The 17,086-nt window shown below is 43.5% G+C and carries 14 protein-coding genes, 1 other RNA gene and 1 pseudogene; 4 read left to right on the plus strand and 12 right to left on the minus strand.

The annotated features are described in order from the left end of the window. Positions 1–78: 78 nt before the first annotated feature. The 3 genes from U9J37_RS06130 to U9J37_RS06140 are packed head-to-tail and all read right to left on the minus strand — an operon-like array spanning position 79 to position 4,351. Positions 79–1,074 carry a PDDEXK family nuclease gene (locus U9J37_RS06130; protein ID WP_005472981.1) on the minus strand — a complete coding sequence of 332 codons (996 nt, stop codon included), beginning with the start codon at positions 1,072–1,074 and terminating at the stop codon, positions 79–81. Positions 1,075–1,076: 2 nt separating this feature from the next. After that, positions 1,077–2,861 (minus strand): restriction endonuclease subunit S, encoded by a 1,785-nt coding sequence (locus U9J37_RS06135; protein ID WP_005473092.1) that lies wholly within the window; start codon positions 2,859–2,861, stop codon positions 1,077–1,079. Then, entirely contained in the window at positions 2,861–4,351 is a 1,491-nt protein-coding gene (locus tag U9J37_RS06140) for an N-6 DNA methylase (RefSeq protein WP_005472990.1), read from the minus strand. The genes U9J37_RS06135 and U9J37_RS06140 overlap by 1 nt, the downstream gene beginning before the upstream one ends. Before the next feature lie 165 nt (positions 4,352–4,516). On the opposite strand from U9J37_RS06140, the gene U9J37_RS06145 reads away from it, so the two are divergent. Then, positions 4,517–4,915, plus strand: a complete 399-nt coding sequence (locus U9J37_RS06145) for a hypothetical protein (RefSeq protein ID WP_005473053.1) — start codon at positions 4,517–4,519, stop codon at positions 4,913–4,915. A 160-nt stretch (positions 4,916–5,075) separates the two neighbouring features. Here U9J37_RS06145 and U9J37_RS06150 read toward each other — a convergent pair whose 3' ends face one another. Beyond that, positions 5,076–5,225: a hypothetical protein gene (locus tag U9J37_RS06150; protein ID WP_005473074.1), complete on the minus strand. Its 150-nt coding sequence runs from the start codon at positions 5,223–5,225 to the stop codon at positions 5,076–5,078. 74 nt (positions 5,226–5,299) lie between these two features. On the opposite strand from U9J37_RS06150, the gene U9J37_RS06155 reads away from it, so the two are divergent. Both U9J37_RS06155 and U9J37_RS06160 read left to right on the plus strand, forming a co-directional pair. Next, positions 5,300–5,665: a hypothetical protein gene (locus U9J37_RS06155; protein WP_005473070.1), complete on the plus strand. Its 366-nt coding sequence runs from the start codon at positions 5,300–5,302 to the stop codon at positions 5,663–5,665. Between the two features lie 674 nt (positions 5,666–6,339). Then, positions 6,340–6,996: a DNA-methyltransferase gene (locus tag U9J37_RS06160; RefSeq protein WP_043887088.1), complete on the plus strand. Its 657-nt coding sequence runs from the start codon at positions 6,340–6,342 to the stop codon at positions 6,994–6,996. A 33-nt stretch (positions 6,997–7,029) separates the two neighbouring features. Here the strand turns inward: U9J37_RS06160 and U9J37_RS06165 are convergent, their stop codons facing one another. From U9J37_RS06165 to U9J37_RS06180, 4 genes and pseudogenes are all read right to left on the minus strand, one after another. Next, entirely contained in the window at positions 7,030–8,022 is a 993-nt protein-coding gene (locus U9J37_RS06165; protein ID WP_005473049.1) for an Abi family protein, read from the minus strand. A gap of 268 nt (positions 8,023–8,290) precedes the next feature. After that, on the minus strand, positions 8,291–10,735 hold the full coding sequence (gene hsdR / locus U9J37_RS06170) for an EcoAI/FtnUII family type I restriction enzme subunit R (RefSeq protein WP_005473001.1): 2,445 nt from the start codon (positions 10,733–10,735) through the stop codon (positions 8,291–8,293). A 207-nt stretch (positions 10,736–10,942) separates the two neighbouring features. Continuing rightward, positions 10,943–12,309: pseudogene (locus U9J37_RS06175) on the minus strand (DEAD/DEAH box helicase). Further along, on the minus strand, positions 12,303–12,827 hold the full coding sequence (locus tag U9J37_RS06180) for a VspR family transcription factor (protein ID WP_005473034.1): 525 nt from the start codon (positions 12,825–12,827) through the stop codon (positions 12,303–12,305). Before U9J37_RS06180 ends, U9J37_RS06175 begins: the two are co-directional and overlap by 7 nt. Before the next feature lie 102 nt (positions 12,828–12,929). Here U9J37_RS06180 and U9J37_RS06185 point away from each other — a divergent pair, with 102 nt between their 5' ends. Continuing rightward, positions 12,930–13,244, plus strand: a complete 315-nt coding sequence (locus U9J37_RS06185) for a helix-turn-helix domain-containing protein (RefSeq protein WP_322413949.1) — start codon at positions 12,930–12,932, stop codon at positions 13,242–13,244. On the opposite strand, the gene U9J37_RS06190 is transcribed toward U9J37_RS06185, so the two are convergent. From U9J37_RS06190 to ffs, 4 genes are all read right to left on the minus strand, one after another. Continuing rightward, positions 13,241–14,338 carry a TniB family NTP-binding protein gene (locus U9J37_RS06190; protein ID WP_322413950.1) on the minus strand — a complete coding sequence of 366 codons (1,098 nt, stop codon included), beginning with the start codon at positions 14,336–14,338 and terminating at the stop codon, positions 13,241–13,243. The two genes, U9J37_RS06185 and U9J37_RS06190, sit on opposite strands and share 4 nt — an antisense overlap. Then, on the minus strand, positions 14,304–16,169 hold the full coding sequence (locus tag U9J37_RS06195; RefSeq protein ID WP_005472985.1) for a TnsB C-terminal domain-containing protein: 1,866 nt from the start codon (positions 16,167–16,169) through the stop codon (positions 14,304–14,306). The genes U9J37_RS06190 and U9J37_RS06195 overlap by 35 nt, the downstream gene beginning before the upstream one ends. 2 nt (positions 16,170–16,171) lie before the next feature. Next, positions 16,172–16,795, minus strand: a complete 624-nt coding sequence (locus U9J37_RS06200) for a TnsA endonuclease N-terminal domain-containing protein (protein ID WP_005472937.1) — start codon at positions 16,793–16,795, stop codon at positions 16,172–16,174. A gap of 119 nt (positions 16,796–16,914) precedes the next feature. Then, positions 16,915–17,011, minus strand: an RNA gene (ffs, locus tag U9J37_RS06205) — signal recognition particle sRNA small type. Between the last annotated feature and the right edge of the window lie 75 nt (positions 17,012–17,086).

Here is a 17,086-nt window from a genome sequence, read left to right on the forward strand (position 1 = left end):
AGGGCACTTTCGTTGGAATATGCCAGTTCCGTTTAGTAAGCCTATCTCTCAGCGAACCACTCCATTAGTAAACGTTAGCTATTCGACTTTTTCTACGTTCAACCCACTTTGCTCTGCAAAGTGAATCAATCGAGTGATATTGCTTAGGCTCCACTGGTTGGTGATGGCTATCACCTCGTCGTTAGGCAACGTAATTAGCGCATCTTCATCGCTGTGGAAACGGCGAATTCTACCTTGAGGTATATCATCCGCTAGGATGGCAATGCGTCGTCTTACTGGCTCGTTATATGCGTTGAGTACATCATTCAAGCTGTGTGGCTGATGCTTCTCGATCCAGTCTGTAACTAACGCGAGCGCGAGGTGACGCTTTTTATAGGTATGACCGTTATAGCGGTACTCCGAGTAATCTTTTTCGCCTTTTTGAACGCTGGTGCGCTGCTCGGCACGCTTCTCACGGAACTTCACCTGGTACTCTTCTACCTCGGGTACAGGGATGATCTGTTCGGCATTGATCAGTACATCTTCTTGGTAACGGTAAGGTGTGAGGCGCACACAACTGATATCGATGCCTTTGTCACGCAACCACAAGACAGAAGTGGTGAGTTCTTTACCGAAGTCTGCTGAGGCTAGAACGATTCGAACATCGTTACCAAAGTCATCCAAGCTGTTTTCATCAAGATCGACAAACTCTAGAATGGCTTCGCGGGCATCAATCTCTTGGCCTTCTTTCTTCAGGTATTGAGCATAGTAGTCACACGCTTTATCGAACGTCATAGTAGAGATCATTGCGGCATATCGTAGCGCTTGCAATTCCATATGCGCACCGATTTCATCCCGTTTAAGCTCGATGACGACTAAGTTTGCATTCTTGTCGATAGCTAGCAGATCTATACGGCGACGGCTGTCTTCCCAGTCTGAAAACTCCTCTGATATCACCAAACAATCAGGTGCGATGGCATCAATACAGCCTTTCAGTGCTTCTTGTAAATCGTGCCGCTCTTGCAGCCCTTCGGCTGCAAAAGTGGTCGGTGTCAGTGCGGTGAGGTTTTTATTGGCGATATTGTATAGGCTCATGTTTACACTGCCTGTTCAACGATAGCGTCAGTCAAGTGAAGTTGGGTGGCTTGAGATTCGTTCAAACGAGCCTTAAGTTGTTGGCAGATAGACAGTAAGCTGTCGATTCGCTCAACAATATTTTTTTGTTCATTGGTTGGCGGTAGAGCAAACAAAGTTACCTGTACTTTCGTGGGAGATGAATGCCTAACTGTTGTTCCCGTGCATGTTCTAGCCAACTCAGATCTTAAATAAGGACTATTAAAATACCAAGAAATATAGTCTTTACGAACAGCATCATGGTATGGCGTGAGCTTTGCCAAACGTTGGTTGTGAAGGTAAGTTCGGCCATCTTCAGGAATAAATGCTGCACTTCCTAATAACCCTGGTGCCTGCTCCGTTAAAGGAATAATCAAATCATTAGCTTCGAAAATAAACTCTACTTCCAATGGCCCATCATAGTATTTAGTTCTATCTCCACGATCTCTAAAGCCACCAGTCTCGTAAAAGTTTCCAGGAGTTGTTAATACATAAGGCCCTGAACTTTCGAGAAAATATGAACTTTTGAAAGCATATCCATGCTTTAGTGCCACAACATCGTCAACTCGACACCACTCCCACCCGCTAGGCAGTTCAAACGGCTTTTCATCTTCAGAAATCGGTGGCAGTGCTTTTTGCTTCTTGATTTTCTTCTCTTTGACTAACTGCGCTTTTTCTTCCGCAATTCTTTTCAGTAACTCAGAAGCAGGCTCATCATTTGGATCTTGCGAAACCAACTTACCCATCACCGCCAGTTGTAGAATGGTTTGCTTGAGCTGGTCGATGCTTTCTTCAGTGGTAAATAAGGTATCGAAATGCTCGCTGATTCGCTCCCAGTTTTGCATCAACTCGTCAGCATCGGCAGAGTTGGTGAGTGTGTCCAACAGAGTTGTCACCAGCACTTGATGCGCTTCGATACTGGCTTCGGTTTGTTGCTCTAGCTGATCGCAGAGTGCCATTAGCTCATCGACTTTGGCGACGATGCGTTTCTGCTGATTGAATGGTGGTACGATAAACAACAACTGCTTTAACGCCGTCGCGTTTACATTAGGTTGTCCTGTTCCAGCAGAGTTTTCAATCAGTTGCTTCCAGTACAACTGGCTTCCTAAAAATACCTTAGTAAATGGCGCATAGACTGCTTGAACTCTTTTTACACGTATCAAATATGATGCAAAGACGGCTTGTAAGTCGATATTTTCAACAAGATATGACTTGCCTATAGTGCCACCTGTCCTAGCAATTAAAATATCATCATTTTCAAGTAAGTAAGATTTAGCTTTTTCTTCAGTAATATCACAAGCTGGGACTGTCCCCCAGTTCACCTTATCATTCTGAATGTCAGTAATTCTAAGCAGTCTGACTCCTTCCGAATTGGGTTTTGCTGAAGCTGTATACCCATAGTGAATATCACTACTTAAATTTCCTAGCCTCGTCCATTCCCAACCCTTTGGAACATTAAATGGAGCTTCTTGTTCAGTAACTTCAGGAAGAGCTTTTTGTTTCTTAATCTTCTTCTCTTTCACTAACTGCGTTTTTTCAGCAGCAATACGCTCAAGCAACACTGAAGCAGGCTCATCATTAGGATCTTGAGGAACAAGCTTTCCTCGCACAGCTAACTCTAGAATCAGCTCACGCAGCTTCTTAACGCCATACAGTTCAAGCTTCTTGCTGCTACCTCGACCAGAGGTTGATCTGGTCTTAACTGCTGAAGTCCAGATATCAATATGCTCGGTGATTAGCTTATTCATAGGTGATTGGTCGACTGCCATTATTGCTCTCCACCTTGCTTTTTACCTTGAATGGTAGAGCTAAGCGCATCACCGAGAATGCCTTTCAGTTGGTCACGCAGTGCTTTGATGTCTTGTTGTTGCTGCTGATAGTTCGCCAGTAACTCTTCAGGATCATGGCTGATTACTTCGCCCTGATACGGGTTTTTAATATCAAGGTTAAAGTTGCGCTCGATTATATCTTCAATCGACACTTTCCAAGCTTGCTTGGTCTCGATGCGGCTAGCGAATCCATCGGCCTCATTACCCCACCAATCGATCTCTTGCTGGAACTCTTCAAACTTCATTGGTTTGGTTTTGCTGTAGTTCTTCACGCCTTCTGGGTAAGGGTGCTCATAGAACCACACTTCTTTGGTCGGTTGGCCTTTGGTAAAGAACAGAATGTTGGTCTTAATACCCGTGTATGGGTTGAACACGCCATTAGGTAAGCGAACAATCGTGTGCAGGTTACACTCTTCCGTCAGCATCTTTTTGATTTTGGTTTTTACGCCTTCACCAAACAAGGTGCCATCAGGCAGCACCACACCTGCGCGGCCATCTTTATCCAATACTTCGACAATAAGCTGCAAGAACAGATCGGCGGTTTCACGAGTCTGCATTTCGGCAGGGAAGTTCTTTTCAATCCCGTCCTCTTCTGTGCCGCCAAACGGTGGGTTAGTCGCAATCACATTGATATTGCTGTCCCAGTTTGAAAGCGGCTTGTTAAGCGTGTTGCCGTGCTTGATCTGCACAGGGACTTCGATGCCGTGGAGCATCATATTGGTGATACACAGCAAATGTGGCAGTTGTTTCTTCTCTACACCATGGATTTGCTTTTGCAGCGTTTGGTGGTCGGCTGTGCTGGTCACGTAGTTTTCTTTGACGTGATCGAAAGAGCAAGCCAGGAATCCACCCGTGCCGCAGGCGGGATCCATAATTTGCTCACCCAGTTTAGGGTCAAGACGATTGACGATAAAGCGAGTCACAGCGCGAGGGGTATAGAACTCACCTGCATTACCTGCGCTTTGTAGGTCGCGTAGGATTTGCTCGTAGATATCACCAAACAGGTGGCGTTCTTTAGAGTCAGTAAAGTCGATCTCGTTGAGTTTGTTAATCACCTGGCGCAGTAGTGTGCCATTTTTCATGTAGTTGAAGGCATCACTAAAGGCTTCTTTCACTACAAAACCGCGTGGGTTGGTATCTTTCGGCGCAGTAAGGTTTTTTAACGTTGGGAATAGGTCATCATTGATAAATTCCAGCAGCTCATCACCTGTAATGCCTTGGTTATCTGCCGCCCAGTTACGCCATAGGTATTTCGCTGGGATGGGTTCGCGGTAATCATCTAACTCGAACTCTAGCTCTTCCTCTTGAGCATCAAACACTTTAAGGAATAAAAGCCACGACATTTGGCCTAGACGCTGCGCGTCACCATCTACACCCGCATCTTTGCGCATGATGTCTTGAATAGACTTGATAACTGAACTGATTGACATGGATTTCTACTACTAACTGACTGAAAAATTGGGGCTGATTATAGCAGAATTGATATGAAAAACGTGAATTAGTGCATATGCAAAAGGGTGGTTATTTATGGTTCAATAAACAATAATCAAGTGAATATAAAACTAATAAATTGATCAGTAGGTTGTCTAGGTTTCATGAAAATAGAATGCCCACATTGTCAGACCGACAATGATATCGAGTTTGCGGAGAATATTGCTTGCAAAGAGTGTGAGAAGAGTTTTAAAGGCTTCAATTTCGGCAAGCGTAAGTTAGTGTCAGCGAGTACAGCATTAGCAGTAGGGTTGTTTGGCGGTTATAAGGTGAGCGGTGCTCTAGAAGAAGAGCGTTACCCTATCGAAGTGGAGTATGCCATCGTTGATACCTGCGTTAACTCAGCAAAGAATATGGTGTCGGTAAGTTGGTATGAAAGTAAGCGAGAAACGTGTTTATGCGCTCTTGCAGAAACGGAAAAGTCTGTACCGTATTCAGACTATAAATCGGATCAACAGTTGTTTTTAAGCAATTTTAAGTTGAACGCCAAAGGCTGTTCTTAGTTAGAAAATGAGGCAGCGATGGCTGCCTCAGAACATTGCTAGCGTTTAGGTGTGTTGCCACGACCTTTGCCTGAAGGTTTGCCAGTTGTGCTTGGGTAGTTTGGATTACCTTTCGACGCAGTCTTTGATGCAGAACTTGGTTTTGCCATGATGGTTACTCCTATTTACCTTGCTTTTGGTTGTTGGCAGCAGCGCGTTGAGCACGGGCAGCGAACGAATCTTTAGATACTTGTCCGCCATTTTGTTTTGCTTGATTCGCTTGAATGCGAGCAGCGGCTTCTGGGGTCATTGGTGTTTTGTTTTTAGACATAATATTTTCCTTTTCGCTTATGAATGATTGTCTCCGCTGAGACCATTGCATAGTAACTAGTAAGGTAGGGACAAATGGGGACAGCCCAAAAACAACAGCAAATTCGAACCATGTTGGATGCGTTAGGTTGGAGCCATACGCAACTGGCCGATGTTCTTTATGAAGAACTTCAGTGTTCGACATATGAAGACATAGAAGATGCTTCCCCTGACGAAATTCGTAAGTTCAGAGAGGCGCTCAAGAAGCAGTTACAAAGGGACTCTACACCAGAGAGTCGGCTTGAACAGTACGTGAAAATTATTTCGGATCACCCAGATTTTGTTGCATTGGGGTTGGATGTCGTGGTTCCAAAATACGTTAACCATAGATGCTTGAATGAGGATTCGCTTGCAGGTTTAGCAGAGATATCCAGTTGGTTAGATGATGATCAGAGCCGTTAAAGGCGGATGCGTTAGACGTAGCAATAATTCTTTCTGACTTTGCTAATAAATGATCGTTGTTAAGAGGAGCGCAGGATGTACAAGGGACATTGGTATGATGTTGTAGGAAAAGAGAGGACAGATCTCCGAGCAATGAGTCTCGACTTCGACTCATTAAAGTTGGCTGTCGATGAAGCAATGAGCGTTTTGCCTGATACACGACTAATCGTAATGAATGAGAATTTAGATTGGGGTCTCATCTCTATCGAGGAAACCAAAAGAATGCTCATTTGTAAGGATTAGAAGGTGACAAGCTAAAATGAACTTTGTTGCTTTCCTCACTGTTTGACTTGTAAGCAATTAGTATCATAAGGTATCTTTGATACTAAAAGAGGTGCTTTGCATGACATGCAGTTGTTGTAATAAACGTTTGAACGTAGGGATGATACACAAAAGAGATCCCCATACAGGCCAAAAATTTAAGTCCTGCCCTCACTGTTCTGATGCGAATGGAGGAGAGCACGTTTTTCATCCATATCCATCGTCCTTTGGTAAAACACCTGCTAGAGTGACCGCTCGAAACCCTGAAGGATACCAAAGCTACTGTATAGATTGTCGTCGCCTGGATAAAGGAGTGCAATCTCAAACCTATATGAATGGGAAAGCATGCAGTAGTCTTGTTGTATAATAGTCTGATGAATTTATTCCAAGATGATGCTGTTAAATGGTTGTCAACGCTCGATACAGCGAGCGTTGATCTATTAATCACCGACCCTCCCTATGAGTCTTTAGAAAAACACCGAAAAATTGGGACAACGACTCGGCTTAAGGTGAGCAAGGCGTCAAGTAACCAATGGTTTGAGATTTTCCCTAACGATAGATTTGAAGCATTACTCAGTGAGGTCTATCGTGTGCTTAAGAACCACTCGCACTTTTACCTTTTCTGTGACCAAGAAACGATGTTTGTTATCAAGCCGATAGCGGAGAAAATCGGCTTCAAATTCTGGAAACCTATCGTATGGGACAAAGTGAGCATTGGTATGGGCTACCATTACCGTGCTCGACACGAATACATACTGTTTTTTGAAAAGGGTAAGAGGAAGCTCAATGATTTGAGCATACCTGACATACTAACCCATAAACGGGTCTATAGAGGGTATCCAACTGAAAAGCCAGTAAGTCTCTTGGAAGTTCTGGTCGTTCAAAGTAGCAGAGAAGGCGAGCTAGTTGTTGATCCGTTTTTTGGCTCTGGCTCGACCTTGGTTGCATCTAAAAACTTGAATCGTCAGTTCAAAGGAAACGATATTTCCTCATCTGCCCATGAGCATATTCGTCAGCGTTCGGATTTTTGAACCTAAAGGTAGCCGAGTAGCAATGCGGGGCCGTTACTCAGTAGGTTTTCCCAGTGAGGAAAGAGGACACCCTGGTACGTGAGGGAACTCCTTGATAAGGCTATTGACGTCATCGAACCAACAAGAACTTGGGCCAATTTGTTCAATTAAAAACCACATGGCGCGGATCACGCCGTATAGACGGGATAGCGTATTACTGTTTTCCTTGATATCTCTGAAAGACTCGTGAGATGTTACTTTTAGAACTTTAGAGGATTGTTGGTTCCAGATCCTAGTATGGTGAGCGCATCGATTACGTAAAATGTTCATTTCCATAAGCCAGGCTCGTAATACATCGGTTTCAGTTTTATCTTCGATTCCTAATCTTGAACAGATGCGCTGGCGATATTGATCTTTGAGCATACCGTAATACTTGGACATTGTGCCAAAGTCCCAAGCTTCGATAACTACCCAAAAGGGCATTTCTTTCTCGTTCTTTTTGTGCCAAACAATACAATCTTCTTGGCTTCTTTCAATGAGTTTACTGTGTTTGTTTTGCCATTCTTCCCAAAGGCTTGGTTTATGTCCACGCTTCCTGAGAAATTTGCCATTGATGTAATCGGAATCTTTCCATGCTAATGGTTCAGGAATATCCTCCCCTGTGCCTGGCTGTTTCTTTTTGCCTCGGCCTAATTCATGTGCGATGACTGAACGAACAAATATCTCTATGCGCTCAAGGCCATCAAGCATTGCCAAGCGGAGTTTTTTATCAAAAAGGTAAAGACTGAACACTTGGTCAAACTCGGTGCCTTGTTGAAAGTGGTTGAGCCGCTTTGGTCGTTTTAAGTGCTCACACTGGATGGGTTGATATGACTCGTCTCGTTCGATAACTCTTGCTGGATACCAAAAACCACTCAGTCGGTAATATCCCACCTGTGCGAGCTTTCTTATAGCTCTTTCACGATTGTCTATCACCATGCCTCTTTCGATGAGAATATCGATGAGTTCCTCATAGTGTTTAAACTGCTTAGGCGGGGTTAGTGGCATCCTGTGTCCTTGATTTTCCTTGCTGTAAAAACGAGAACGCCCAGCCTTGATTCCAAAGTCATCTCGAAAGATAACTTCAGAAACAGGGGACTGGGCACTATTGCGGTGAAGTATTGTCTATCTGATGTGTATAGTCAATGTGAAACAGTTCACACAAATCTTCTCTGTAAGTGTTTTTCGAATACTAAAATACAATATATATGATGTTAATGGCCACTAATTGCTATATGTGGTGTTTTTCGTGATTTTTCAATTTGTGACGAAAATCTTATGCAGATTGATATATTTCTGATTCTAGCTCACTGATAGCTTCTAAGTACTGTTCTTTTCCGCCAAAGCACTTTTTGACGATCTCAGCAGGACGTCCCATTTCGTCAAAAGGCTTAACTTTGAGTACATGAATATTCTCAATCTCTTGAACGCCTTCATCTGCGTACTTGTCCAGTAGATTGTTTAACACCACCTGAGCTGTTTCACCGTACTTAGTGAAGTAGTTTCGCTTTTTGACGCTATCAGCGCGTTCTTTTCTGGTGAGTGCTGGTTGGTCATACACGACATGACAAATCATGTCGAATGGGTCGAGATCTTTGCCTACTTCCAGCTCTAACGCTTCCCAGATAATGCCTTCCTCTGCCAGTTCATCAATGATTGCTTGCTTTTTATCGGCATCTTGCCAGCGCTTAACAAAGTCATCCATTGAGGTGAACTGTTTTGCCATCGTCTTGCGGGTATAGTCTTTGAACGATTCGGTTACGAGTTTACCGTCGGCATCGTAGTATTGAACACGTTCGGCAATGGCTTTCACCGTTACACCGTTGACATGGAACTTTCTAACTCGGTTTTCATCCTGCCAATCATCATCGGAATTGCTACCGTCAGAAGGAGATGAACCTGAGTCGTATGAAGCTTCTGGTTCTTGGATGCTTTCAGGGTCGATATCTTCCCCTTCAAATGGGTCATCTTGTTCAAGCTCATCCTCACCATCGATGATCTCATCGAGTTCCTCATCGTTTTCGAAGTCTTCTGGTTTTGTCTCTTTAACTCGCTCAGGTACACCATCAAAGCGCTCATCAGCGAACAGTTCAGTTGCCTTTTTGAAGTCGAGAATGGTAAACCATAGCTTTCCGTAACGATCATCAATACGAGTACCACGACCGATGATCTGCTTAAACTTAGTCATCGACTGAATGCCTTGATCAAGAACAACCAGTTTGCAAGTTTTTGCATCGACACCAGTTGTCATAAGTTCTGAAGTGGTCGCGATAACAGGGTAAGCCTTTTTGGGGTTGATGAAGTTATCAAGCTGAGCTTTTCCGATTTCATCATCACCTGTAATTTTCATTACGTATTTTTCATTATTAGCAACTTGCTCAGGGTTGCAATTGATTAGCGCCCGACGCATACGCTCCGCATGGTCAATGTCATTACAGAACACAATGGTTTTAGCCATCGGGTCGGTACGCTTGAGGTAGCTGGTGATGGTCTTTGCAACAAGTTCTGTTCGCTCATCAATGACCATGGTTCTGTCGAAGTCTTTCTGGTTATAGATCCTGTCTTCGATGACTTCACCATGTTTATCGACTTGTCCTTTGGTTGGTCGCCAACCTTGTAAATCTACATCGATGTCCACACGCACAACTTTGTAAGGGGCTAAGAAACCGTCTTCAATACCTTGTTTTAGAGAGTAGGTATAAATGGCATCGCCAAAGTACTCGGTGTTAGACACGATATCGGTTTCTTTTGGTGTCGCGGTTAGTCCTATTTGAGTCGCTGAACCGAAATACTCAAGAATCTCGCGCCATGCGCTGTCCTCAGCGGCACTGCCACGGTGACACTCGTCAACGACAATAAGGTCAAAGAAATCAGGATCGACCTGTTTGTATGCTTTTTGATGCTCTTCTGGGCCAGTCAGAGCTTGATATAGAGCTAGATGGATTTCGTAAGCTGGATCGACTGTTCGACCAGTGACTTTGGTCATAGCGGGGCCAAACGGCTGGAAGTCGTTGGTCTTAGTTTGATCGACCAGAATGTTTCTGTCCGCTAAAAACAGGATGCGTTTTTTAGCTCGGGACTTCCATAGTCTCCAAATAATCTGGAATGCAGTGTAAGTTTTGCCCGTACCCGTTGCCATAACCAAGAGTACACGGTTTTGTCCTGCTGCGACCGCTTCCACGGTTTTGTTTATCGCTTGTAGCTGATAGTAGCGCGGAGACTTACCGCTACCATCATCATGGTAATCTTGAGTAATGACTGGAAGGTGTTCAGTTTTGTAGCCTTTCCAAACGCAGTACTTGTCCCATAGTTGCTGAGGTGTTGGGAAGTCTTCAAGTCGAATTTCGGTTTCGAGTTGAGCGGGGTTGGTTTTGTCGTGGAAGATAAAACCGTCGCCATTTGAGGCAAAGACAAAAGGGACTTCAAGTAGGCTGGCGTAATCTAGACCTTGTTGCATGCCTTTGCCGACTTCATGCTTGTTCGCTTTTGCTTCGACAACGGCTAGAGGCATGCTCGGTTTATGGTAAAGGACGATGTCCGCAGACTTAACCTTTTTCCTCGCTGCTGCCTGACCACGAACAATGACCTTACCGTCACGCAGTTTAACCTCTTGACGAATTTGAGACATATCATCCCATCCCGCACCTTTGATAGCAGGAAGAATGAATTTCGTGATGATGTCGGTTTCGGAGAGTTTGGCTTTGTTGATAGTGTTGACCATACGGCTAGCTCATCAAGGCATTCGTAAAACACCAGTATATCGCAAAGCTAGACCATACCGAGAGATTGGCATCAATAATTTGGCTCCGATCATCAACAACTTGCTTCAAAACCTCATAAATAGTCTGGCCGAACCCTCGAACTTGAAATCTCTAAGCTAACTGTTTATCTCAAACAACTCAGAACTGAGAGAAACGATACCTATTGCTCAACGAAACACATCAATAACTCTCTGTTTAAAACGACCTAAAATCACTTCATCAATCAATGTTGTGGCTGGATATACCAACCCACACGACTCATTCGGCTCAATCCACATCAACTCATTTTCAGTTGGCCTGGGCAGCAAACGAACGCTTGTCTCTGGACCGTCATGTTGTGCTAATGAATTGGAACGTCTTTGGTCTTCAACATTTACAATCGAACAACACCCCGGAATATCATGCTCTACTCGCTCAGAAAACTCGATGAGACTTGGTTCAGCAAACGTATAAAGCCAAGCTTCTTGGTTTGGCTCCGATGTTACTCTTAAAATTCGTCCTAATACCTGCCAGAAGTATAACTCTGTTTTCGCAGCACTCAGATGACAACAGACTTGTAACCGCGGAATGTCAGTCCCTTCACTGATCATTCCCACACTGACTATCCATTGTGAGTCACCCGAACGATAGTGTTCTATTTCTCCTAACGGATTGGAATGTAAATACGACACCACAGACACGGATTGGTTAAAGTTTTCACGCAACATTTGACTAATTTTAAGTGTATGTGAGACAGAGGCGGCCACCACTAGCGCCCCAGCTCTGGGTGAGGTGCGCCTAATCATCTGAAGCTTATTGCAAGCAAGACTGAGGACGTACTCTATCGCAGCGTCATTGTGTATAACGCTCTGATAGGAAGTCTTAGTCTGACTTAGAAGATCAAGGATTGATGAGAAAGCCTTTTCACCTTGTCCATTTCTTACTGCTAAACGCTCATTGTCGACAAGAACAATATTTGGCGAACGACACACCCCATCGGCAACCGCCTGCTTTAAACTGTACTGGTAATCGACCATCAGTTTCCCTTCTGGGTCAGTGTACCTAGAGAGTACGATGGGTAATGAATCTGAACGCCAAGGCGTACCCGACATTGCGAAAGAAAATACTGCCAATTCTTGTAGTTTTTCGATTACCTGCTGTCCCCAGGAGTTGCCAGTTGTTCCATTGCCAGAACAATGGTGTACTTCATCCAACACTAGGAACACTCGCAAATTTTTCAGCGATGACCAATAGCTTTCTGGTACATACTGAATCGACTGGTAGGTAAGAGAATGCCCTATAGAACCCAGTGTTCCATTGAAAGGTCTTTGTAATCTAAATGAGAAGGTTTTTTCGATACCCTCTGCTACACTCTTTGTTGGCGAAAAGCATAAAGCAATATCGATAAGACCAAGATCCATGAGCCTTTTTGCAACTTCGGCTGCTAAAAAAGTTTTGCCCCCACCAGGTGTTGCTTGGCAAAAAAATGCCGCTGACCATTGATGTAACGCTTTATCGCTAGCGAGGCGCACTCTTGTTGCCAGACCCTTAGCATCGTCTTGCCTCTGGTCGCAATGAATTAAGTGCATTACTAAGAGCGTTGACTTTACCAAGTAGTCTAGCCGAGTGAATTCTCTTCGCCGAAAGGTGCTCTCCTAGTGAGATTACCAGCTCAGGGAATCTATCAATTAGTGATTGATACTCATCTATCTCACCAAGTGCAATTTCTAACTCACCTTGTGATTGTCTCAGCTCTTCTCTCAGAATCGATTGGCCGTTAAAATTGATGGTTTTCTTTCGACTCCGGTTGTCTTTTGGCTGAGTTTGAAGAGCTTTAAATTCATCAGTAACAAAATATATTTTCGACCTGCCCTCTCCTTGAGATCGAAGCCAGCCCTTTTTCAAAAATCGTAAGATTTGTCGATAAATGCGTTTGCGCTCCGCATCAATATCATCACTGGTTTCGTCCAATTTCAACGCTTCATCGCGTAATTTGACAACTGAAAAACCGTCCATTTCATTATCTATTAATAACTTAGACATTACCGAATCAATCTTGTAGGTCTCTTTCATTTAATGACTCTTAGAACACATAAACTTAGGATTGCTAAGTATACAAAAATCAGTAAAACTTAGACAATCTAAGTTATCCAAAGGTTGAAAAGAAATGTGTAAGTGCAGAAAGACAACCCAATCCCAGCGAGGCTCAAAGCTGCCCGAAAAAAAGCCAAAATCACCCAAAAAGAGCTGGGTGTAAAAATAGGTATGGAAGAAAGCTCTGCAAGCGGTCGTATGAACCACTATGAGAAGGGAAGACACGTCCCTGATATTGGCACATTGAGAAGAATTGCCGAGGAGCTAGATGTCCCGCTAAATTACTTTTTTTGTGACAATGAACTAAGCGCCGAGCTTGCTTGCACAATCGACAGGATGAGTGACGAGGAGAAAAAAGCGCTACTGGAAAACCTAAATCACGAAAGCCACCTCTAAGCTTTAAGCGTATTTTTGCTCAATAACATGCTCAACGGAATTGCATCTGTAAAACGAGGCGCGAGAATCTTATCTTCTGCTGTAATGGCATTTAGGTTGTAAGTAGAGCCAGCGTCAATTTGATGAAGACGAAGCTGCTCTACAGGAGAGTCAAATGGGTTGTCCAAATAGGGAAACTTAAACGAAAACGTGCGCGTCAATATCGCTTTGTTTATCGTATCGACGTTCTCATTGAAACTCATAAGTAGTGCATCTTTCAAGAAGTGCTTCAACGCTCGGCACTCCCCTCTACACATAACGAACAAAGGATATAACACTTCATTTTTTGTAAGCACTGGCGGTTCATCAAAGCCCATTCTCGCACTCAAACCCGCGACAAATCTGGCAAAATGTTTTTTTTGTTCTAAGTCAAACCCATAAGATACCGTTCTATTCGAATGACTCTTCGCTTTCAACAATTTGAAATAATCTATCTTTCTCCTCCAGCTTAGCCGCGAGTTCCACTGTGGTTCTGTCGCTATCACATCAGCATAAGGCATACCCACTAGCACAAACGAGACTCTTGCTTCTTCACTTATATATTTGAATGTGTTGGCAATAACTTGTCTCTGTTCTGCGGTTGAAAACTCAACCAGCTCTTGAATTTCATTAACAATAATCAGCTCAACAGATTTACGTTTAAGTTGCTTTACAACCGCTTCGCCAAGCGCAATTTCATTACGGCGCCGAATACCTCTTCCTCCGGATTTACAATCTAAATCAACCAAAAATTGGGTCAGCGTATTCTGTTCATTGATACGACTTGGCACTCTAGTGCTTAACACTGGCTGTTTTTCCCAAGTTGAACCCGATTGAAAGCGTGATAAGTAGTTGTTGATCAAAGCCGTCTTTCCACTTCCAGCCTCACCAGTTAACAAGAAAGACTCTGGTTCACCACCTAAAGAGTGATTGAAACGAAGTTGATCAAAGATAGAGTAGATTTCAGTTATCGCGGGATACTCGATAAAGCTGGTTTCAAAGGACTTTAGCTGCTCAAGCTGCTTTGGCGTTAAATTCAAATTAATACCCTTCAATATCTTCAAAATCATCGTCATCTAAGTACTCTGAGGCATCGGAAACAACCTCAGATTTGTGCGTAACAGGAATCACGTTGATTGAGCTTGGTCCCTCAGATCCGACATCATTAAACTTTGCTAATTTCGAAGTATTGCCCGTTTTAGGCAAGCTAGCCTTATTGCTTTTTGCACCGCGGAATCTATCGGTTTCTTCCTGAATACGTTTCTTCATATACAGGAATGTATCCGCAAGCGCCTCATCATCAGTAAGCTGCTTAGTATTGAGCCGGCGTACTTTTTGTATTCGCTCGTGTTCAAAAAGCGACAGCCCCTTTGTATATCCGGTGTTGTCTACCGCTGGAACTTTTATGTACCTCTTTTCCGATTCTAGATAAACATGAATAGAGCTGATATCAGAAGGGTCTGTTTTGGTCTTAACAAACAGCTTTTTGCCATTGTTGGACGCCCAATATTTACGGTATTCAATAAGTTCTGAGGACTGATAGTGGAGATTATGAAGCCTGATCCCTGCTACTCCAATGGTTCTGTGTCTAAGCAAACCTAGCTCAACTCTCAACTGCTCCTTCTCAACACCACTGTAGTAAGAGGGAGTCCATTCCGATTGGTTCCACTTGTGGTATGGAATGTCACGTTCTCTTGAATCAGGTGCCATATGGTAATAATCGACAATCCATTTATGAAGTAGCTCAAGAAACACGGAAACTCTAACCACCGCATCCTTCTTTGGGTTGTAATCTTGTAGCTGAGTAGGATTGGTGAACGTTTTTCCAGGCAGTGCGTTCACTAACCCTTTGTTCATCTGATCAAACAGCTTTTCGATCCCTGACTTTCGCCAAGGTTTAGCGGCTTGACTGTATTGGATGTCTGATACCAGAGGCCGTAACGAATCTTCCAAGCTTTTACTCCAAAACTCAGCACCATTATCGACAACTAAACAGTCAATCTTGCCGTGGCAAGGCCATTCATTATCAATAGAAGGATACCTTTGCTTTACCCAACTCTTATCTAGTAGCGAATTCAATAGCGCCTTTCTGACAGAGTCAAAACTAGGCTCTCTAAAGTTGATACTGCATCCTACGATACATTTACTGAAGCGGTCATATAGCATCGTCAGATAGGGCCGACCTAAAGGAATCTCTAACTCATCATCGATCAAAATCACTGGAACTGGAGTATGGTCAATTTCGACAAACTCCATTGGTTTAGTCGCGGCTACCTGTTGACCAACTGACCGAAACTCCCGATCCGCATATCGTTTGCCAAACCTTGCGATCGCGACCTCATATGGAGGTAAGTCGTGTATTCGATTATAAAAAGAACGATCTGAAATTGGTTTGATTTTCCCCTCGACAATCCCGCGATTTATTTGAATCACTCGACTCTTATAGTATCGGTATGCTTCTGCCACGCTAAGTCGTTCACGTGTCAGGTATACGTTCTGAACTGCCTCATCAATCAAGGATTGCGAATCCATTTCTTTTTGGCGGTTGCCCTTAAACGTATGCTTCGGAATAAGTGCACATGGGTCTTTACCCGCTTCAAAGTAAGATTTTTTCCAAGTTGCTAAAGTTCGCCAACTCGGGGGAGTAAGCTTTAATTCTGGTTCAATGAGACTTAAGATAGGATTCAAGTTTTTCTCGGTCCATCCCCCCTTTAGGCGCCTCTCTACGAAATCGATGATTTTGATACGGCGGATAACTTCTTGCTGTACCTTTGGTGATTGAGTATCAATAGTGGAAAAGATTTCAATAGGTTCTTGAATTAACTCTATTGGAAGCTGCTGCGACTCTCCCTCTGAAGCTTCAAACTCATCAAAGAACCCAAATATGTTATTGGAGTCCGACGGCATAGTTAACACCAAACGTAAGTTTCGAGGCCAAAGCCAATATTATTGAGGTTTGTTTTAACTTGCCCCGAAGAGATCCAAGGTAGAGTAGAGATAAGTGTGTCCTGCTCCGATAAACCGAAATACAAAGACACCTCTTGTAACTTCACCATTTGTTTACGTTGAATAAACGCCAACACTAACTTTTGAAACTCAGTCACGGTCCGCAATCCGGAGTAACGATGTAGTAGCTTGAAGTTATCTAAAGTTGGTCCCATTCTAATTTGCTTCTCAGTAACTAAAACCAAGCGTCTGTTAAACTCATTGAACGCAACTCTTTGTTTCTCTTTAAATCGTTCCCTGAAATCAGGTTTGAGAATCTGGCTAGAGTGTTTTACTTCGAAGAAAGTTGAATGTTCATCGTGATCTGTCGCCAAAAAATCGGGCGTATATCGGCACTTTCGATTATTGAATTGATAGTGGAAACCAAAAGGTTGGGACGTAAAGGTTTTGATGTCTGCGTTGTATTCGAGGTGAAAACAGAAATCAAACTCTAAAATGGACAGAGTGCGAACAACTGCATCATTCTTCAAGCTCATGAACTTACAGATGTTGTGCACGTGAGATGACTTCTTGGTTTGATCGAACATAGCACAATCACTTTTGTTGTAAACCTACAACAAAAAAATAGACTATGAAAACTTATGGTGCAAATATGAAGAAAGCCTGCAATTTATGCGAACATATATTGCAGGATTCAGATGGGCGGAGACCCCAGCCACATCCCGGCACACAAGTCACTCGCTGCGGCTGCTTCCTTCCGGACCTGACCGAGTTCACGAGCTATTGTTGCGGGAGGACCAGGGCCTCCATAGATTCTGTACCCTTAGCTGTGCTAAGGAGTGCGAGGATTATCTGCCATCCCCTACGTTATTTCAAGC

This window comes from Vibrio sp. 16 (assembly GCF_963681195.1).
Taxonomy (GTDB): Bacteria; Pseudomonadota; Gammaproteobacteria; order Enterobacterales; family Vibrionaceae; genus Vibrio; species Vibrio sinaloensis_D.